10 protein-coding genes and 1 pseudogene are annotated in these 20,478 nt (G+C 61.3%); 8 read left to right on the forward strand and 3 right to left on the reverse strand.

Features of this window, described 5'->3' with window-relative positions:
- Nucleotides 1–25 precede the first annotated feature (25 nt).
- Complete coding sequence (gene gyrA, locus FB009_RS15590; RefSeq protein WP_145161668.1) at nt 26–2,821, reverse strand: DNA gyrase subunit A; 2,796 nt, start codon at nt 2,819–2,821, stop codon at nt 26–28.
- A 295-nt stretch (nt 2,822–3,116) separates the two neighbouring features.
- Between gyrA and FB009_RS15595 the strand changes: the two genes are divergently transcribed.
- The 4 genes from FB009_RS15595 (at nt 3,117) to FB009_RS15610 (ending at nt 9,305) form a co-directional block, all read left to right on the forward strand.
- Nucleotides 3,117–3,746, forward strand: coding sequence for a MarC family protein (locus FB009_RS15595; RefSeq protein WP_011975402.1), 630 nt, complete (start codon nt 3,117–3,119; stop codon nt 3,744–3,746).
- A gap of 333 nt (nt 3,747–4,079) precedes the next feature.
- The gene (locus FB009_RS15600; protein ID WP_011975401.1) at nt 4,080–5,744 is read left to right on the forward strand and encodes an arylsulfatase; all 1,665 of its coding nucleotides are present in this window, start codon (nt 4,080–4,082) and stop codon (nt 5,742–5,744) included.
- A gap of 95 nt (nt 5,745–5,839) precedes the next feature.
- The gene (locus FB009_RS15605; RefSeq protein ID WP_011975400.1) at nt 5,840–6,853 is read left to right on the forward strand and encodes an HAD family hydrolase; all 1,014 of its coding nucleotides are present in this window, start codon (nt 5,840–5,842) and stop codon (nt 6,851–6,853) included.
- A 199-nt stretch (nt 6,854–7,052) separates the two neighbouring features.
- A complete protein-coding gene (locus FB009_RS15610) occupies nt 7,053–9,305 on the forward strand; it encodes a tetratricopeptide repeat protein (RefSeq protein WP_164889854.1) in 2,253 nt (750 codons plus the stop codon).
- A gap of 72 nt (nt 9,306–9,377) precedes the next feature.
- On the opposite strand, the gene FB009_RS15615 is transcribed toward FB009_RS15610, so the two are convergent.
- The gene (locus tag FB009_RS15615; protein ID WP_011975398.1) at nt 9,378–9,890 is read right to left on the reverse strand and encodes a single-stranded DNA-binding protein; all 513 of its coding nucleotides are present in this window, start codon (nt 9,888–9,890) and stop codon (nt 9,378–9,380) included.
- Nucleotides 9,891–10,176: 286 nt separating this feature from the next.
- Here FB009_RS15615 and uvrA point away from each other — a divergent pair, with 286 nt between their 5' ends.
- The 3 genes from uvrA to FB009_RS15630 all read left to right on the forward strand — a co-directional run bounded on the left by uvrA (nt 10,177) and on the right by FB009_RS15630 (nt 18,525).
- Complete coding sequence (gene uvrA / locus FB009_RS15620) at nt 10,177–13,098, forward strand: excinuclease ABC subunit UvrA (protein ID WP_145161672.1); 2,922 nt, start codon at nt 10,177–10,179, stop codon at nt 13,096–13,098.
- A 131-nt stretch (nt 13,099–13,229) separates the two neighbouring features.
- The gene (locus tag FB009_RS15625; protein ID WP_011975396.1) at nt 13,230–14,033 is read left to right on the forward strand and encodes a DUF72 domain-containing protein; all 804 of its coding nucleotides are present in this window, start codon (nt 13,230–13,232) and stop codon (nt 14,031–14,033) included.
- Nucleotides 14,034–14,733: 700 nt separating this feature from the next.
- On the forward strand, nt 14,734–18,525 hold the full coding sequence (locus FB009_RS15630; protein WP_011975395.1) for a vitamin B12-dependent ribonucleotide reductase: 3,792 nt from the start codon (nt 14,734–14,736) through the stop codon (nt 18,523–18,525).
- Between the two features lie 93 nt (nt 18,526–18,618).
- Here FB009_RS15630 and FB009_RS15635 read toward each other — a convergent pair.
- Nucleotides 18,619–19,256: pseudogene (locus FB009_RS15635) on the reverse strand (glutathione S-transferase family protein).
- Nucleotides 19,257–19,431: 175 nt separating this feature from the next.
- Here FB009_RS15635 and FB009_RS15640 point away from each other — a divergent pair.
- Entirely contained in the window at nt 19,432–19,593 is a 162-nt protein-coding gene (locus FB009_RS15640; RefSeq protein ID WP_011975357.1) for a hypothetical protein, read from the forward strand.
- Nucleotides 19,594–20,478: the final 885 nt, after the last annotated feature.

A 20,478-nucleotide genomic window follows, 5' to 3' on the forward strand; every position in this document is an offset into this window, starting at 1 on the left:
GCCTGAAACTCATCTTCCGGCCCGATCACTCCTCCGGCGTCGACGTGGGCTCCGGTGGGAGCTCCGGCTGCGCCATAACGCCTTCGGCGCCTACGGCCTCAATCTCCTCGTCGCCATCCGGCTCGCTGATCCGCTCGACCGAAACGACCTTCTCGTCCTTGGCGGTCGAGAAAATGGTCACACCCTTGGTGGCGCGGCTCGCGAGGCGAATGCCTTCCACCGGCACGCGGATGAGCTGACCGCCATCCGAGACGAGCATGATCTGGTCGTTGTGCTCGATCGGGAAAGCCGCGACGAGTTCGCCGATTTCCGCCGTCTTCGACGTGTCGGTGGCGCGAATGCCCTTGCCGCCGCGGCCGGACGTACGGAAGTCGTAGGACGAGGAGCGCTTGCCGAAGCCCTTCTTCGAGACGGTGAGGATGAACTGCTCGCGCGCCTTCAATTCCTCGTAACGCTCATTGGTGAGTTCGCCGCCATTGGTGACTTCCTCGCCGACAAGGACGATTTCCTCTTCTTCACCCGTCACGGCGCGACGCTCTGCGGCAGACCGTTTCAGATAGGCGGCACGCTCCCAAGGTTCGGCTTCGACATGAGCGACGATCGCCATGGAGATGATCCGGTCGCCGTCGCCGAGCGAGATACCGCGAACGCCGATCGAGTTGCGACCGGCAAAGACGCGCACATCGGCGACGGGGAAGCGGATGCACTGGCCCAGTGCTGTCGTGAGCACCACATCGTCGAACTCGGTGCAGGTGTCGACCGACAGGATTTCGTCGCCCTCCTCCTCGAGCTTCATCGCGATCTTGCCGTTGCGGTTGACCTGGACGAAGTCGGAGAGCTTGTTGCGGCGGACCGTGCCGCGGGTCGTCGAGAACATGACGTCGAGGTTTTGCCAGGTCGTCTCGTCCTCGGGCAGCGGCATGATCGTGGTGATGCGCTCACCCGGCTCCAGCGGCAGCATATTGATCAGGGCCTTGCCGCGTGATTGCGGCGTGCCGATCGGAAGCCGCCAGACCTTCTCCTTGTAGACGATGCCCCGCGAGGAGAAGAACAGAACCGGTGTGTGAGTATTGGCCACGAACAGCCGGGTAACGAAATCTTCGTCGCGGGTGGCCATGCCGGAGCGGCCCTTGCCGCCGCGGCGCTGCGCGCGATAGGTCGTGAGCGGCACGCGCTTGATGTAGCCGAGATGGGACACGGTCACGACCATGTCCTCCTGCGCGATCAGGTCTTCGTCGTCCATGTCGGGACCGCCTTCGGCGATCTCGGTGCGGCGCGGAGTGCCGAACTCGTCACGGACGGAAGTAAGCTCGTCCTTGACGATCTGCATGATGCGGAGCCGCGACGAAAGGATATCGAGGTAATCCTTGATCTCATCGCCGATCTTATTGAGCTCGTCCCCGATCTCATCGCGGCCGAGTGCCGTCAGACGCTGCAGGCGGAGTTCGAGGATGGCGCGGGCCTGTTCCTCGGAAAGGTTGTAGGTAGCGTCGTCGTTGATCCGGTGCCGCGGATCGTCGATCAGCCGGATGAGCCCATCGACGTCGTGGGCCGGCCAGCGGCGTTCCATCAGTTGTTCGCGCGCGGTCTGCGGATCCGGCGCCTGGCGGATCAGCTTGATCACCTCGTCGATATTCGCGACGGCGATCGCAAGACCGACCAGCACATGCGCCCGCTCGCGCGCCTTGCGCAGCAGGTATTTCGTACGCCGGCTGACGACTTCCTCGCGGAAGGAGACAAAGGCACGCAGCATGTCGAGCAGACTCATCTGCTCCGGCTTGCCGCCGTTCAACGCGACCATATTGCAGCCGAACGAGGTCTGCAGGGGCGTGTAGCGGTAAAGCTGGTTGAGGATGACTTCGGCATTGGCATCGCGCTTCAGTTCGACGACGACGCGATAGCCCTGGCGGTCGGACTCGTCGCGAAGATCGGAAATGCCTTCGATCCGCTTGTCGCGAACGAGCTCTGCCATCTTTTCGATCATCGTCGACTTGTTCACCTGATAGGGAATCTCGGTGATGATGATCTGTTCGCGATCTCCGCGCATCGGCTCGATATGGGCGCGCCCGCGCATGATAACGGAGCCGCGGCCCGTCTCGTAGGCCTGACGGATGCCCGAACGGCCGAGGATCAGGGCTCCGGTCGGAAAATCCGGCCCTGGGATGATCTGCATCAGCTCCGGCAGCTCGATGGCGGGATTGTCGATCAATGCGATACAGGCGTCGATGACTTCGCCGAGATTATGAGGCGGAATATTGGTCGCCATGCCAACGGCGATGCCGCCAGCGCCGTTGACGAGCAGGTTCGGGAACTTTGCCGGAACGACGACCGGCTCGTGCAGGGTGCCGTCGTAGTTGTCCCGGAAATCGACCGTTTCCTTGTCGAGGTCGTCGAGCAGCGAATGTGCCGCCTTCTGCAGCCGGCATTCGGTATAACGCTCAGCCGCCGGCGGATCGCCGTCGACCGAGCCGAAATTGCCCTGGCCGTCGATCAGCGGCAACCGCAGCGACCAATCCTGCGCCATGCGTGCCAGCGCGTCGTAAATCGCCGCGTTGCCGTGCGGGTGATATTTACCCATCACGTCACCGGTGACGCGAGCGCATTTTACGTATTTCTTGTTCCAGTCGATGCCGAGCTCGCTCATCCCATAAAGGATGCGGCGGTGAACGGGTTTGAGACCGTCGCGCACATCGGGAAGCGCGCGCGACACGATCACGCTCATGGCGTAATCGAGATACGACCGCTGCATTTCCTCGATGATGGAAATCGGCTCGATGCCTGGCGGATTTTTTCCGCCGCCGGGGGTGCTTTGCTCAGTCAATGGCGATCACGATCTTTGTTCAGAATCAGTCGGGTTTTTATAGCCGAATGCGGCTCGCAGCGCCAATTTTCGGCCGGTGTTTTGAACAGTCTTTTGCCGCTGGAGCGGGCTTTTCTAGGGCAGCGGCAGTGAATTGGGAAGAGCGCGCAAAGAAAGCTGCGTGCCTTGGGGTCGCGCTGGTTTAAGCCATTGCGCAGCACTTGGCTACCCGCTCTTTCCAAGCTTGCCGCGCTTGCCTAACAATGCGGGCACGCTACCGGGAAAAGCCGGGGCAAAAATCCGGAAGGGGACACGGATGTTCGATGTCGATCTCTTGATCAATGCGCTGACGACGCTGCTCGTCACGCTCGATCCGCCCGGCCTTGCGCCGATCTTCTTGAGCCTGACCGTCGGCCTGAATCGGCAGCAACGGTTTCAGGTGGCGACCCGTGGCTCGCTCATCGCCTTCTTCATCCTCGCCGCCTTCGCTCTCTTCGGTGACGGCATCCTCGGCCTGCTCGGCATCTCGATCGGCGCCTTCCGCATTGCCGGCGGCATGCTGCTCTTCTGGATTGCTTTCGAGATGATTTTCGAGAAGCGTCAGGAGCGAAAGGAAAAGGCCGGGGAGACGGCGATCACGAAGGACCACCTTCACAACATTGCGGTTTTTCCGCTGGCGCTGCCCTTGATTGCAGGACCCGGGGCGATTTCGGCAACCATGCTCCTCGGAAGCTCCTTTCCCTCGGCGGTCGAGCGAATGCAGCTTATCGTCGTCCTTGCGGCATCGATGGCCATATTGTTCCTGGCGCTGGTGATCGCCGATCGTATCGACCGGTTCCTCGGCGTGACCGGGCGCGCGATCCTCACCCGCCTCCTCGGCGTCATCCTTGCGGCACTCGCCGTACAATTCGTCGTGGATGGCGTGCGCTCGGCGTTTCAGGTCTGAACGAAGCGCCACCATTCACGCCCTGGATGCAGCAGCCGGTAACGATGCCCCGAGAAGCTCATCGAGAGATGCCAAAGCTGCGGCGCGATAGTTGCCCCAAGGCGCAATATCGCTGCGGCTCGCCATGCGGTAGATTGCTCGCCATGAGTGCCGCTCGCAATCCATGACGGACGCTCTGGACCCTATTGCCGACCGAAAGGTTTCGCATCGCATTATTATCGCTTCAGTTGTTTTCTTGATTTCAGATTGAATACGCGACCGGCGCCCATTGAATTCCGCCGTGCGCCTGAGTGAATCACCGTTCGGCCGGAGATCTCAACGGAGGACTCTGAAATGAATCGTAGAATTATCTGCGGCGTTGGAGCATTGGCTGCTTCCACCGTCCTTTGGGGCGCGCTTGCCCCAGTGCAAGCTCAGGAGACGAGAAAGCCCAACATCCTGTTCATCGTGTCCGACGATACCGGCTACGGCGATCTCGGCCCTTACGGCGGCGGCGAGGGCCGCGGCATGCCTACGCCGAACATCGACAAGCTGGCGGATGAAGGCATGACCTTCTTTTCCTTCTACGCCCAACCAAGTTGCACGCCCGGCCGCGCTGCCATGCAGACCGGGCGCATTCCGAACCGCAGCGGCATGACCACGGTCGCCTTCCAGGGCGAGGGCGGTGGGCTGCCGGCAGCCGAATGGACGTTGGCGTCTGTGCTGAAACGCGGCGGGTACCAGACCTATTTCACCGGCAAGTGGCATCTCGGCGAGGCAGACTACGCGCTGCCGATCGCACAGGGCTACGATGAAATGAAATATGTCGGCCTCTATCATCTCAATGCCTACACTTATGCGGACGCAACCTGGTTCCCGGACATGGACCCGGAACTCAGGGCCATGTTCCAGAAAGTGACGAAAGGCTCGCTTTCCGGCAAAGCCGGCGGGGAGGTGACGGAGGACTTCAAAATCAACGGACAATACGTCGACACTCCCGTGATCGACGGTAAGCCCGGTGTCGTCGGGATCCCGTTCTTCGACGGCTATGTCGAAAAGGCGGCAATCGAATTCCTCGATGCCGCCGCCAAAAAGCCGGATCAGCCGTTCTACATCAACGTGAACTTCATGAAGGTGCACCAGCCGAATCTTCCTGCCCCGGAGTTCCAGCATAAGTCCTTGTCAAAGACCAAATATGCGGACTCCGTCGTGGAGCTCGACACGCGCATCGGCAGGATCCTGGACAAGCTGCGTGAAACCGGCATGGACAGGAACACCCTGGTTTTCTACACGACCGACAACGGGGCCTGGCAGGACGTCTATCCCGACGCCGGCTATACGCCGTTTCGCGGTACCAAGGGCACCGTGCGCGAGGGCGGCAATCGCGTTCCCGCCATCGCGGTCTGGCCCGGCAAGATCAAGCCGAGTTCGAAGAATCACGACATCGTCGGCGGCCTTGACCTGATGGCGACGTTCGCGGCAGCCGGCGGCGTCCCGCTTCCTGACAAGGACCGCGAAGACAAGCCGATCGTCTTCGACAGCTACGACATGTCGCCGGTTCTTCTCGGCACCGGCAAGTCGGCGCGCAAGTCCTGGTTCTACTTCACCGAGAACGAGTTGACGCCGGGCGCCGCCCGTGTCGGCAACTACAAGGCGGTGTTCAACCTGCGGGGTGACAACGGGCAATCGACCGGAGGATTGGCAGTCGATTCCAATCTCGGCTGGAAGGGGGCGGAGAGCTATGTGGCGACAGTCCCGCAGGTCTTTGATCTCTGGCAGGATCCGCAGGAACGCTACGACATTTTCATGAACAACTATACGGAGCACACCTGGACGATGGTGAGCATCAGCAACGCCATCGAGGAGTTGATGAAGACCTATGTGCAGCATCCGCCGCGCAAGCTGCAGAGCGAATCTTACAGCGGACCGCTTACGATCACCAGTTACCAGCGCTTTGAGTGGGCGCGCCAGCAACTTGGGAAGGAAGGCGTGAACATCCCGCTACCGACAGGCAACTGATCCGTCCAACCACGGCCCCGGCGAGAAGCCGGGGCCGTTTCGTCGTCCGGGCGACGGTCGCAAGACCGCGCCGATCGCCAATGGAGGTGCCCGCAATGTTTTCGGCGTATAATTTCTTTCAACTGGCTCGCCGTGCCACGGCCGGCGCAGCGATCTACCTTCTTGCCCTTGCGCCTTTGCATGCACAGTCGGATCCCCTGCCCTCGTGGAACGACACCGCTCCGAAGGCGGCGATTGTCGCTTTCGTCGAAAAGGTGACCATGGAAAGCTCGCCCGACTTCGTTCCGGAATCGGAGCGCATCGCCGTCTTCGACAATGACGGCACGCTGTGGGTCGAGCATCCGGCTTACACACAGTTCGCCTTCGCGCTCGACCGGGTCAAGGCCGAGGCACCAGCGCATCCGGAGTGGAAAGACACTCAACCCTTCAAGGCGGCACTCGAGGGCGACATGAAGGCCCTTGCTGCAGCAGGCGAGAAGGGCCTTGTCGAGCTTATCATGGCGACCCATGCGGGTATGACCAGCGACGAGTTCCAGAAGGTCGTTTCCGACTGGATCGCGACCGCGCGCGACCCCAGATTCGAGAAGCCCTATACCGAGCTTGTCTACCAGCCGATGCTTGAACTGCTCACCTATCTGCGCGCCAACGGTTTCAAGACCTATATCGTGTCCGGAGGGGGCATCGAGTTCATGCGCCCGTGGGTCGAACAGGTCTACGGCGTGCCTCCCGAGCAGGTGCTGGGCTCATCCATAAAGACGCAGTTCGAGATGCGTAACGGCACCCCGACCCTGTTCCGCCTGCCTGAAGTGAACTTCATCGACGACAAAGCGGGCAAGCCGGTCGGCATCAACGCGCATATCGGCCGCCGCCCGATCGCCGCCTTCGGCAATTCCGACGGCGACCTCGAAATGCTGCAATGGACGACATTGGCAGGCGAAACCGCCCGCTTCGGCATGATCATTCACCACACTGACGCAGATCGCGAATACGCTTACGATCGGGACACCGAGTTCGGACGTCTGGACAAGGCGCTTGATGCGGCGGCGATAAACAAATGGACCGTTGTCGACATGAAGGCGGACTGGAAGCAAGTCTTTCCAGACAAATAAGGTTGCGGGCCGAAGGCTCGGCGCTTTCACGAAGGGAGCATTGGTGAGCGCAGGTTCGACGAAACCGCCGCTGATGTCGGCCACGTCTCCGGCCGAGGTTTTCCGTCGCGTCTTTTCGGGCGCTATCCGCTATCTGCCAAAACTCGGCATCCGAGTCCTCCGCCCGCATTTGTGCCTTCGACGTGCGGCGCTTCGTTGGATGGCTTTGGCGCTCTGTTGCGTGCTTACGCTCTTCGGAACTGCGGCTGCGGCAGAAGAGAGGAAGGCTCCGGGCGACCCGCTGATCGCAATTCATGACGGCTTCGCGGACGAGAAAACCTGCTCATCCTGTCATGCCGAACAGGCGGCCGCTTTCGCCGCGTCGCATCACGCGAGGGCGATGGCTGTCGCCGATGAACAGTCGGTACGGGCAGACTTCAACGGCACCCGGTTCGAGGACGTCGGTATCGCAGCGGACTTCTTTCGCCGAGATGACCGCTTCTTCGTCCGCACCGAAGGGCCGGATGGCAGGCAATCGGATTACGAAGTCAAATATACATTCGCCTATGAGCCTCTACAGCAGTACCTGATCGATCTCGGCGGCGGCAGGCTGCAGGCTCTCGACATCGCCTGGGATACGCGAAAGCAGACCTGGTTCTGGCTGGGCGAAGGCAGCGCGGCAAAACCGGGCTCCACATTTCATTGGACGGGGCCGTTCTACCGCTGGAACCGCACCTGCATCGACTGTCATTCCACCGACCCACGGGCCAATTTCCAGCCGCAGGCGAACGAGTACAAGTCGTCCTATGTGGCGACCGGCATCGGCTGCCAGTCCTGCCATGGCGGCGGCGCAAAGCACGTCGAATGGGCCAAGACCAAAGCGGGAGGTGTCTCGGCGGACATGGCAGATCCAAGCCTGGCGAAGGTCGACGTGAACACCTGCTTCGCCTGCCACGCGCGGCGCACCAGACTTGTCGACGGCTACCGGCCGGGAGGAGCCTTTCTCGACCATTTTTCCCCCGCGTTGCTTCGCAGCGACCTATATTTCCCGGACGGACAGATCCTCGACGAGGTTTTCGAATACGGCTCCTTCCAGCAGAGCAAGATGGCAAAGGCCGGCGTCACCTGTTTCGACTGCCACAGGGCACACGAAGGTACCGTAAAGGCCGCCGGTAACGCGCTGTGCACCCAATGTCACGCCGAGACCGCGCCGGAGCGTTTTGCCAGCAACGATCCGAGCGGCGCGTTCGATACGCCCGCACACACGCATCACCCCGAAGGCTCAGCTGGCGCTCTTTGTGCCAACTGCCACATGCCGGAACGTACCTACATGAAGGTGGACCCCCGGCGCGACCACTCTTTCGTGATCCCTCGCCCCGACCTTTCCGCGATCTACGGCACCCCGAATGCATGCATCGCATGCCATGTCGGCAAAACGAATGCGTGGGCGTCCGAGAGTATGGACGAATGGTATGGAAAGGGATGGCGTGAACGCCCGACAATCGCCCATGCCTTCGCAGCAGCGGCGCGGGATGATGCTGCCGCAATAGAGAAGCTGCGCGGATTTCTGGCCGACCGCCAGCAACCGGGCATCGTCAGGGGCAGCGCAATCGGAGAAATGACAAGGCTCGATGGGGCAGCCGCGGCCGCGGACGTCAGAGTGGCCGCGGCGGACCCCGATCCGCTCGTCCGGCTGGGAGCAGCCGAGGCGGCTGCCAACCTGCCGCCCGAGCTGCGGCCAGACGTGATCGGCGGCCTGCTTGGCGACGAAACCCGAGCTGTCCGGGTGGCCGCCATCAGGGTCCTTGGCGCCACTCCCTCACTGGAGCTTCTCGGCGATCGACGGCGGGCCTTCGAGGCCGCCGCCGGCGACTTGCGCGGCTTTGTCCAGGCCAACGCGGACAGCGCCGAGGCGCAAGGCACCTACGGGTCGTTCCTGTTCGAGCAGAGGCGCACGGACGAGGCGGAAAAGGCATTCCGGCAGGCGATCACCCTTGATCCGACGTTTTCGGGCGCGCGCATCAACCTTGCCGAGCTCTATCGCGCCAGCGGCGACAACGAGAAATCGGAACAGGCTTACGCCGAAGCAGTCGCGGCCAATCCGGATCTGGCAGACCTTCGCTATGGACATGGCCTGTCGCTTGTCCGTCAAAAGGCCATGCAGGAAGCGATCGAGGAGTTGGGAGCGGCAGTGCGTCTGGAACCCGCCAATACTCGATACAGGATGACGGCGGCCATCGCGCTCGATGCGGTCGGCCGAACGGAGGACGCTTTCGGACTGTTCGATCCGGCCGATGCGGGTGGTACGACAGATGCCGATCTGCTCGGCACTGCCATTCAAATCGGGCTCAAACTTGGACGCTATGCCGAGACGCTCGCTTTTGCCGAAGCGCTCGCCCAGCTTCGGCCCCATGACCCGCGGACCGCAGAACTCGTCAGGCAATTACAGGATGCAGTTCGACAGGGCAGATAAGTGGCTTCCTCGCGGACGTCGTCGGCCCGCAACGAAGCGGGCCGATGATCGCAGCGTTGCTGCCGTCGTCGATCAGAACGGAATGTCGTCGTCGAGATCGCGCGAGAAGTTGCCGCCCTGGTTCGACTGGCCGCCCGACCGGGCGCCTGACGATTGCCCCCGCGACTGATCGTATTCCTCGTATCCGCCGCCTCCGAGATCGCTGCCGCCGCGGCTCGCACCGCCGCCCTCGCCGCGGCCGTCTAGCATCGTCAGCGTCGAATTGAAGCCCTGCAGGACGATCTCGGTCGAATAGCGGTCATTGCCGTTCTGGTCCTGCCATTTGCGGGTCTGCAACTGGCCTTCGATATAGAGTTTGGCGCCCTTTTTCACATATTGCTCGATGACTTTGCAAAGACCCTCGTTGAAGACGACGACAGTATGCCATTCCGTCTTCTCCCGGCGCTCGCCGGAGTTACGGTCGCGCCAGCTTTCGGAGGTGGCAATTCTGAGATTGGCAATCGGCCGGCCATCCTGCGTGCGCCGGATTTCCGGGTCGGCCCCGACATTTCCGATCAAGATCACCTTGTTGACGCTACCAGCCATGTCGCTTTTCCCGTTTTTGCCGCCGGACCGCGAGCCCGGCTCTCCAATGTCTCACGAGCGAACACCTTAGCGGCCCGCTGCCGCCGATACGCCCCGCTTCGCGCAAATATCCACAGTTGATTTGGCTTGGACGAAGCTGACTTTGTTCTTTTTTTGTTCTAGTATCTCTCTATTATTCTGTCAACCGAATCGCAATTGAGCCGCCTCTTTTGCCGATTGCGCCTCGACATGGGCGCAGCCGTCATTACATAGGGGCATTCAACCGACATTCAAAGCTGGCCTTCCGATGAGCGAACTCAAGACCATCTCCATTCGCGGCGCCCGCGAGCACAATCTCAAGGGCATCGACCTCGACCTGCCGCGCAACAAGCTGATCGTGATGACCGGCCTTTCCGGCTCCGGGAAGTCCTCGCTTGCCTTCGACACGATCTACGCCGAGGGACAGCGGCGCTATGTCGAGAGCCTTTCGGCCTATGCCCGCCAATTCCTCGAAATGATGCAGAAGCCCGACGTCGACCAGATCGACGGGCTCTCGCCGGCAATCTCGATCGAGCAGAAGACGACGTCGCGCAATCCGCGTTCGACTGTCGGCACCGTTACCGAGATCTACGACTATCTGCGCCTGCTCTTCGCGCGTGTCGGCGTGCCCTATTCACCGGCCACGGGCCTGCCGATCGAAAGCCAGACCGTCAGCCAGATGGTCGACCGGGTGCTGGAGTTCGGCGAAGGTACGCGCCTGTACATTCTGGCGCCGCTCGTGCGCGGCCGTAAGGGCGAGTACAGGAAGGAACTCGCCGAGCTTATGAAAAAGGGCTTCCAGCGCGTAAAGGTCGACGGCCAGTTCTACGAGATTGCCGACGTGCCGGCACTCGACAAGAAATACAAGCACGACATCGATGTGGTCGTGGACCGCGTCGTCGTTCGGCCCGATCTCGCCACACGCCTTGCCGACAGCCTCGAGACGTGCCTCACGCTTGCCGACGGACTGGCGATCGCCGAATTCGCCGACCGGCCCCTGCCCCCGGAGGAGACGTCGGCCGGCGGCTCGGCCAACAAATCGCTGAACGAGACGCATGAGCGCGTCTTGTTTTCGGAAAAATTCGCCTGTCCCGTCTCGGGCTTCACCATCCCCGAGGTCGAGCCGCGGCTCTTCTCCTTCAACAATCCTTTCGGGGCATGCCCGACCTGTGACGGCCTCGGCAGCCAGCAGAAGATCGATGAGGCGTTGATCGTCCCGGAGCCGAACCGCACGCTTCGCGACGGCGCCATCGCGCCCTGGGCAAAATCCACCTCGCCCTACTACAACCAGACGCTGGAGGCGCTCGGCAAGGTATTCGGCTTCAAGCTCGGGAGCCGCTGGAGCGAGCTTTCCGCGGAAGCGCAAGACGCGATCCTCCACGGCACCGAGGACAAGATCGCCTTCCACTATCAGGACGGCGCCCGCTCCTACAACACGACGAAGACGTTCGAAGGCATCGTGCCCAATCTCGAACGCCGCTGGAAGGAGACCGACAGCGCCTGGGCACGCGAAGAGATCGAGCGCTATATGTCAGCGGCGCCCTGCCCCGCCTGCGCGGGTTACCGGCTGAAGCCGGAGGCGCTTGCGGTCACGATCCACGCGCTGCATATCGGCGAAGTCACCGAAATGTCGATCCGCGCCGCACGCGACTGGTTCGAGGATCTGCCGCGGCACCTCAATACGAATCAGAACGAGATTGCGGTGCGCATCCTCAAGGAGATCCGTGAGCGCCTGCGCTTCCTGAACGATGTGGGGCTGGAATATCTGAGCCTGTCGCGCAACTCCGGCACGCTGTCGGGTGGAGAAAGCCAGCGCATCCGGCTTGCCTCGCAGATCGGCTCCGGGCTGACAGGCGTCCTCTATGTTCTCGACGAGCCCTCGATCGGCCTGCATCAGCGCGACAATGCCCGCCTTCTGGATACGCTGAGGCACCTGCGGGATATCGGCAACACGGTCATTGTTGTCGAGCACGACGAGGATGCGATCCTGACGGCGGACTATGTCGTCGATATCGGCCCGGCGGCCGGCATTCACGGCGGCGAGGTCATCGCGCAGGGTGCCCCGTCCGATATCATGTCCAATCCGAAGTCGCTGACGGGGAAATATCTCTCCGGTGAACTGTCCGTCGCTGTCCCGGGCGAAAGGCGAAAGCCGAAAAAGAAAAAGGAAGTGACCGTCGTAGGGGCACGGGCCAACAATCTGAAAAATGTGACGGCATCGATTCCGCTCGGCGTCTTCACCGCCGTCACCGGCGTTTCGGGCGGAGGCAAATCCACCTTCCTGATCGAGACGCTCTACAAGGCTGCCGCCCGCCGCGTGATGGGCGCGCGCGAAAATCCGGCCGAGCACGACCGCATCGACGGATTCGAGCATATCGACAAGGTCATCGACATCGACCAGTCGCCGATCGGGCGCACGCCGCGCTCGAACCCGGCGACTTACACGGGGGCTTTCACGCCGATTCGCGACTGGTTCGCCGGTCTGCCGGAGGCAAAAACCCGCGGCTACCAGCCCGGCCGTTTCTCGTTCAACGTCAAGGGCGGCCGCTGCGAGGCCTGCCAGGGTGACGGGGTCATCAAGATCGAGATGCACTTCCTTCCGGATGTCTACGTCACCTGCGACGTCTGCCACGGCAAGCGCTACAATCGGGAAACGCTCGACGTGCACTTCAAGGGCAAGTCGATTGCCGACGTGCTCGACATGACGGTGGAAGAAGGCGTCGAGTTCTTCGCAGCCGTTCCAGCCGTGCGCGACAAGCTGGTAACGCTGAATCAGGTGGGCCTCGGCTATATCAAGATCGGTCAGCAGGCGAATACGCTTTCGGGCGGCGAGGCCCAGCGCGTGAAACTGGCCAAGGAACTGTCGAAACGCTCCACCGGACGCACGCTGTACATATTGGACGAGCCCACAACAGGGTTGCATTTCCACGATGTAGCGAAGCTACTTGAAGTTTTGCATGAGCTTGTCAATCAGGGGAATTCCGTCGTGGTGATCGAGCACAATCTCGAGGTCATCAAGACGGCCGACTGGATCATCGATTTCGGCCCGGAAGGCGGCGATGGCGGCGGCGAAGTCATCGCGCAGGGGACGCCGGAAGAGGTCGTGAACGAGCCGCGTTCCTATACGGGACAATTCCTGAAGGAACTTCTGGAGCGCCGGCCGGTCAAGAAGGTGGTGGCGGCGGAGTGATGCTTCGCCGTGCTGCGCAAAGCGGGTGGTGTTTCCGGTTCGATTTGGCCAAGCTCTGCGGCATGATCCTGCGCGACGTTCGCGTGACTGATAAAGCACTGCGCTGAAAGAAAGCTTCGAGGAGGAAAAGCATGGCAAGTTCGGGTAGGATCCGTGCCGGTATCGGCGGTTGGAATTTCGAACCCTGGGAAGGCAGCTTCTACCCGGATGGCCTTCCGAAGAAACGGCAGCTCGAATTTGCCGGCAAGGAACTGCGGACGATCGAGGTCAACGGCACCTATTACAGTTCGCAGAAGCCGGCGACCTTTGCCAAATGGGCGGCGGAGGTTCCGGACGGTTTCATCTTTTCCCTGAAGGCCAGTCGCTTCGTGACGAACCGCAAGATTCTCTCGGAAGCAGGCGAATCGATGGAGCGGTTTTTGACGCAGGGGCTTACCGAACTCGGCGACCGCCTCGGGCCCATCCTCTGGCAGTTCGCGCCGACCAAGAAGTTCGATGCGGAGGATTTCGAGGGATTTCTGAAGCTCCTGCCGGACAAGCAGGACGGCCTGAAGCTTCGCCACGTGGTCGAGGTTCGCAATCCCAGTTTCCAGGCGCCGGAGTTCGTGCAGCTCCTCGAAAAATACAAGGTGGCCGTCGCGCTCGCAGAGCACGCGGACTACCCGATGATTGCCGATGTCACCACCGATTTCATCTATGCGCGTCTGCAGAAGGGGAGCGACGAGGTGAAGAGCTGCTACCCGCCGAAGGACCTCGACCACTGGGCCAAGCGACTGAAGGCCTTTGCCGCCGGTGACGAGCCGGGGGATCTGGAGAAAAGCGCGCCGGCGCGCAAGCCGGAGAAGACGCCTCGCGACGTCTTTGCCTTCTTCATCACCTCAGGCAAGATCAATGCGCCGAACGGAGCAAGGGAATTGCAGAAGCGCGTGGACTAGGCCCTGCGGCAGGCAGGACGTGGGTGCATGCGCCCGCTCGAAACTTGCCATAACATAAGGCCTGGCACTCCGGCCGACCACGGTCGGGCGATCAACCAATCCGAATCGGTCTCGAGCAGTCACATCGCGGCGCCATTCGCAATCGCGGGTGGCACCCAATACCGTCTCGTACCCGCTTTTTCATCCATAAAAAATTTGAATTTCCGCCTGCCGCTGCGTCGGCTTGGCAGGCAAGTGTTGGAAGTCCCTGATTTTCAATGGCTTGAGCGATGTCCCCGTTTTCCACAGTCCATCCACACAAGATATAGCGCTCAAACTTCCGTCACAAACCACCCCTTGACGCCCACGGGCGATTCACGGTTAATGGATTTCACGTTGCGACGGCGGCGGACCGGGAAGTTTTGAGGCCGGTTCAAACCCCTAAATCGTCGGTTCCGATATGCGGCCTGAGCGGATAACCCCGAGCGGCTGCAGTGGCGGAATTTTGCGCGAGATTCGGGCGCCTAAGTGGCATTTCGGGCTGGCGTAAAGAGCCTGTTAATACTATATTTAGTGTTTGCAGCCAGCATCACCACAAGATACAGGATTACCCACGTGCTGGGTTTCCTCGCATCGAAAGAAATTTGAAGCTGGCTGCGAGAACCATCGCGGCCGGGCTGGGTTAACTGCGCTTTGGCGCATGACAACAAAGGACGGGACAATGAGGATCGAGCGTCGATTCACGAAGGCCGGGCAATCCGCCTATGCCGAAATAGAATTCCGCAAGGCGACGAGTGAGATCAAGAACCCGGACGGGTCGGTGGTCTTTCGTCTCGCGGATATCGACGTACCCGCGCAGTTCTCGCAGGTCGCGGCCGACATCCTCGCCCAGAAGTATTTCCGCAAGGCGGGCGTGCCCGCAAAGCTGAAGCGGGTCGAGGAAAACGACGTGCCGTCCTTTCTCTGGCGTTCGGTTCCGGACGCCGACGCGCTGAAGGCGCTTCCGAAAGAAGAACAGTACGGCTCCGAAACGGATGCTCGCCAGGTTTTCGATCGCTTGGCCGGAACCTGGGCCTATTGGGGCTGGAAGGGTGGCTATTTCGACACGGAAGAAGACGCCAGCGCCTTCCGCGACGAGCTCGCCTATATGCTCGCTACCCAGCGCGTCGCGCCGAATTCGCCGCAATGGTTCAACACCGGCCTCCACTGGGCCTATGGCATTGACGGCCCCGGCCAGGGACATTTCTATGTCGATCCCTTCACCGGCAAGCTGACGAAGTCGAAGTCCGCCTACGAACATCCGCAGCCGCATGCCTGCTTCATCCAGTCCGTCGGAGACGACCTCGTCAACGAGGGCGGCATCATGGATCTGTGGGTGCGCGAAGCGCGCCTCTTCAAATACGGCTCCGGCACCGGCTCCAACTTCTCCTATGTGCGCGCCGAGGGCGAGAAGCTCTCGGGCGGCGGCAAGTCTTCCGGCCTGATGAGCTTCCTGAAGATCGGCGACCGCGCCGCGGGCGCCATCAAGTCGGGCGGCACGACACGTCGCGCGGCCAAGATGGTCGTCGTCGACATCGACCACCCGGATATCGAGGAATATATCAACTGGAAGGTCAAGGAAGAGCAGAAGGTTGCCGCCCTCGTCACCGGCTCGAAGATCGTCGCCAAGCACCTGAAGGCGATCATGAAGGCCTGCATCAATTGCGACGGCAGCGACGATGCCTGCTTCGATCCGAAGCAGAACCCGGCGCTGAAGCGCGAGATCCGCGCCGCAAAGCAGTCACTGGTACCGGAGAACTATGTCAAGCGCGTCATCCAGTTCGCGCGCCAGGGCTACAAGGACATCGAATTCAAGACTTACGACACGGATTGGGATTCGGAGGCCTATCTCACCGTTTCCGGCCAGAACTCCAACAATTCCGTCTCGATCAAGGACGATTTCCTTCGCGCCGTGGAAGCGGATGGCGATTGGCACCTGACCGCCCGCAAGGACGGCCGCGTCATGAAGACCCTGAAGGCGCGCGACCTCTGGGAGTCGATCTCGCATGCCGCCTGGGCCTCCGCCGATCCGGGCCTGCACTTCAACACGACGATGAACGATTGGCACACCTGCCCCGCTGCGGGGCCGATCCGCGCATCGAACCCGTGCTCGGAATACATGTTCCTCGACGACACGGCGTGCAATCTCGCATCGCTCAACCTGATGCAGTTCAAGGATGCCGCGAACAAGCGGATCAATATCGGCGACTACGAGCATGCCGTCCGCCTTTGGACGGTCGTTCTCGAAGTCTCGGTGATGATGGCTCAGTTCCCCTCCCGCGAGATCGCCGAACTTTCCTATGCCTATCGCACGCTCGGCCTCGGCTATGCCAATATCGGCGGCCTTCTGATGTCGTCCGGCATTCCCTATGACTCGCCCGAGGGCCGCGCCATCGCCGGCGCATTGACCGCGATCATGACCGGTGTCGCCTATGCCACCTCGGCCGAGATTTCCGCAAAGCTCGGCCCCTTCCCCGGATTTGCGCCGAACCGCGACAACATGCTGCGCGTCATGCGCAATCACCGGCGCGCCGCTTATGGCGAGACCGCCGGTTATGAGGGCCTGTCCGTCAACCCGGTCGCGCTCGTCCATGGCGATTGCCCGGACCAGGACCTGATCGCCCATGCAAAGAGCGCCTGGGACCAGGCGGTCGAGCTCGGAGAGAAGCACGGCTACCGCAACGCCCAGGCCACGGTGATCGCGCCGACCGGTACGATCGGGCTCGTCATGGATTGCGACACGACCGGCATCGAACCCGATTTCGCCCTGGTGAAATTCAAGAAGCTCGCCGGCGGCGGCTACTTCAAGATCATCAACCGTGCGGTTCCCGAGGCGCTGCGCACGCTCGGCTATTCGGAAAGCCAGATCGCCGAGATGGAGGCTTATGCCGTCGGCCACGGCAATCTCAACCAGGCACCGGCCATAAATCCCACGACGCTGAAGGTCAAGGGCTTCACCGACGAGAAGATCGAAGCCGTCAACGCGGCACTGAAGGCTGCCTTCGACATCAAGTTCGTCTTCAACCAGTGGACGCTGGGTGCAGATTTCCTCAAGGGCACGCTGCAGGTCAGCGATGAGCAGCTTGCATCGGTGGACTTCAACCTGCTCGAGCATCTGGGCTTCTCCAGGAAGGACATCGAAACCGCCAACATCCATGTCTGCGGCGCGATGACGCTCGAAGGCGCACCCTTCCTGAAAGCGGAGCACCTGCCTGTCTTCGACTGCGCCAATCCCTGCGGCAAGATCGGCAAGCGCTATCTTTCAGTCGAAAGCCACATCCGCATGATGGCGGCTGCCCAGCCCTTCATCTCGGGCGCAATCTCCAAGACGATCAACATGCCGAACGAGGCGACCGTCGAGGACTGCAAGAACGCCTATATGCTTTCCTGGAAGCTCGCGCTGAAGGCCAATGCGCTCTACCGCGACGGCTCCAAGCTCTCGCAGCCGCTCAACTCCTCGCTGATCGAGGACGAGGAAGACGAGGATGCGATCGAAGACCTGATGCAGGCACCGGCCGCCGCCCAGGCCGTCGCCATCACCGAGAAGATCGTGGAGCGCGTCATCGAGAGGGTGGTGCGTGCCCGCGAGAAGCTGCCGAACCGCCGTCAGGGCTACACCCAGAAAGCGGTCGTCGGCGGTCACAAGGTATATCTGCGCACCGGCGAATTCGGCGACGGGCGCCTTGGCGAGATCTTCATCGACATGCACAAGGAAGGTGCGGCCTTCCGGGCGATGATGAACAACTTCGCCATCGCCATCTCGCTCGGCCTGCAATATGGCGTGCCGCTCGAGGAATATGTTGAGGCCTTCACCTTCACCAAATTCGAGCCGGCCGGCATGGTCCAGGGCAATGACGCCATCAAGAACGCGACGTCGATCCTCGACTACGTCTTCCGCGAACTTGCCGTGTCTTATCTCGGCCGTCACGACCTTGCTCATGTCGATACCTCCGACTTCAGCAACACCGCGCTCGGCCGCGGCATTCAGGAAGGCAAGACCAACCTCGTCTCGACCGGCTGGACCCGCGGCTACAAGCCGTCGATCGTCGGTGGCACGGGCGAGCGCTCCGAGCCGAAGGGTGCCGCAACCGCCGCCCCCGCCCGCGCCTCCGGCGGCGCGTCGGTAACCTCGATCTCCGGCAATGCCGTGCGCAAGCTGGAGCCGGCAATCGCCGCCGCCTCCTCCGAAGTCGTCGCCTTCAAGCGCGACTACGAGGAACGAGCCGTCGAACTCGCCGAGGAGATCGCCGAAGAAGCGGAACAGGAAGTGACCGCCCTCTTCTCCGACAAGGCTGCGGCAGAGGCCGCTGCGGCAAAGTCGGAGGCAAAGAAGGTGGAAGCCGAGCGCCGCGCCCGCTCGATCATGCAGGGCTATACCGGCAACATGTGCTCCGAATGCCAGAACTTCACGATGGTGAGGAACGGGACGTGCGAGAAGTGCGACACGTGCGGTGCGACGAGCGGGTGCTCGTGAGGTAGGCGGGCCACAAACGGTGACGAAACACAGACAAGAACAATGCCGGGCCCGAAGGACACTTCGGGCCCGGCATTGCATTAGAGGCCAAGGCTATAAAGGCAGCGTGTCCCTCATCGACCGCCGCGCCGAAATGCGTGACCGCCACGCCACCAGGTTTTCATGATCCCGGAATATCTCCTGCCCTTCCGGCGCCGTCAGGAAATAGTCGAAAATCGGCGCAGCATAGAGATCGGCGAGGGAAATGCTCTCCCCGGCTAGCCACGGCGCAGTACCCATTGTTTCCGAAATGGCCTTCAGGCACGTTCTCGCCTTCGGCAGCGCTCCGCCAATCGCGGCTTCGTCGGCGATGGCGCCCTTTGCCGGCTTTGAAACGCGCTCGACGTAAATTCCCCAGACCAAAATGGGATAGGCATAGTTGTCGGCGATGCTGATCAGTTGATTGCAGCGGGCGCGCTCCCGTGCTTCGGGGGCTGAAGACTGATTCCAGGAAATGCCTCATCGATATAGCGCGCTATGGCGCCGGTCTCGTAAAGCCTGAAGCCTTCATGTTCAAATGCGGGAATGCGACCGAAGGGATGCCGGTCCAGGTATCCGGGCGGAGGACCGCTCTCCGCGAAGATGTCGACGGGAACGAGGTCGCAGTCGATTCCTTTTTCTGCCAGCACCAGCCGAACGATCCGGACATAGACACTGTAGTCCGCTCCGAACAGTCGCGGTTTTTCCGTCATTGAGGCCCTCCTGGTCCCTGGAGATCTCGACCTGCCGATGCAAACCCATCAAATGGCCCGGGGCGCTGCTTGTCACCCCGAAAGAAAAAGCAAAAGAGTCAATGTGAAAGCGATGGACTGGCGGCTCAGGATACCGCAATTTACGCGTATCTGAGGAAGCAGAATCGGAGAGTTCATGCCCATCAAATATCTGGCCGCCACCATGTTGGCGCTTGTCGTTCTGTCCGGGTGCTCCAGCACCGGCGCAAACAACACGACCTATGCTCAGTGGTACGGGCCGAATCCGGTACCGAACTTCAGCGCAACAAGCCCCGGCGGCGTGCGCGTAGGCTATTAGGCACCGGCACACCCGCGAGATCTGAGGGGGCCGGCCGCATTCGTCGGCGAAGGCTGTCCGTCGAGACGTTGAGTTCGACGAGGGCGGCGCATACGCGACGCGCCTCGCCGTCCGTTATGCGCGTCCACACGCCGGTACCGGCACGCAACAGACTTTGCCGCCGCGATGGTGAAGGTCACCTCGGCGGAACAAGGCCGTAATAGTAGTCCCCATCTCCTCCGACCACCCGGTCTCCCGTGTGCGAGCACGCCGCGAGGGTTGCGAGTGCAAGCAACATCACGATCTTGCGCATAGGCCCCGTACCTTTCCTAACGATTTGACGGCCATTGATATTCTGCCATTCGCGCAGGATCAATTCCCAACCTGCCGATCTGCAACTTCTGAGGCGTAAACGTGCTGGCCCCAGACGGCTACGTGTCGTTCGTTGCTCTATTGTCTGGTGGAGGATCTGGTTGATCACTTTCTCCGCTCCGGAAGTCATATTCAGGCTTCGTCCGGGAATGACGGCAGAGTCTATAGCGCTGCTTCAGCGCAACGACCCGTTGTCATCACCGGCAGGTAGAGGATGGCGGTTTACAAATGCCCCCTGAACCACACGGCGACAACCCATGGGCATCGCGACTGAAACCGGTCCACGCGCCTCACTTCAGAGTTTTGCTTATGCATGTCTTCTCAAACCGACATGGGCTTGAGCCGGCCTGCGTCAGAAAGGCGTTGGAGGTACGACCCCGGAATAATATTGCCCTTCTCCCGCATAATACCGTTCGGCGCTGGGCCTGGCTGTTTGCGAGCACGCGCTAAGGACAGAGATCGCCAACAACAATACGATCGCGCGCATAGATTACGTCCTTTCGTGAGTGAAATTGTCTTCAATATGAATTTCAT

It is taken from the genome of Sinorhizobium medicae, from assembly GCF_007827695.1.
GTDB lineage: Bacteria > Pseudomonadota > Alphaproteobacteria > Rhizobiales > Rhizobiaceae > Sinorhizobium > Sinorhizobium medicae.

Excerpts from the sequence above, each read along its gene's own strand:
- FB009_RS15595 (WP_011975402.1), top strand. The coding sequence starts at position 3,117 with ATGTTCGATGTCGATCTCTTGATCAATGCGCTGACGACGCTGCTCGTC.
- FB009_RS15600 (WP_011975401.1), top strand. The coding sequence starts at position 4,080 with ATGAATCGTAGAATTATCTGCGGCGTTGGAGCATTGGCTGCTTCCACC.
- FB009_RS15605 (WP_011975400.1), top strand. The coding sequence starts at position 5,840 with ATGTTTTCGGCGTATAATTTCTTTCAACTGGCTCGCCGTGCCACGGCC.
- FB009_RS15610 (WP_164889854.1), top strand. The coding sequence starts at position 7,053 with ATGGCTTTGGCGCTCTGTTGCGTGCTTACGCTCTTCGGAACTGCGGCT.
- FB009_RS15615 (WP_011975398.1), bottom strand. The coding sequence starts at position 9,890 with ATGGCTGGTAGCGTCAACAAGGTGATCTTGATCGGAAATGTCGGGGCC.
- uvrA (WP_145161672.1), top strand. The coding sequence starts at position 10,177 with ATGAGCGAACTCAAGACCATCTCCATTCGCGGCGCCCGCGAGCACAAT.
- FB009_RS15625 (WP_011975396.1), top strand. The coding sequence starts at position 13,230 with ATGGCAAGTTCGGGTAGGATCCGTGCCGGTATCGGCGGTTGGAATTTC.
- FB009_RS15630 (WP_011975395.1), top strand. The coding sequence starts at position 14,734 with ATGAGGATCGAGCGTCGATTCACGAAGGCCGGGCAATCCGCCTATGCC.
- FB009_RS15640 (WP_011975357.1), top strand. The coding sequence starts at position 19,432 with ATGCCCATCAAATATCTGGCCGCCACCATGTTGGCGCTTGTCGTTCTG.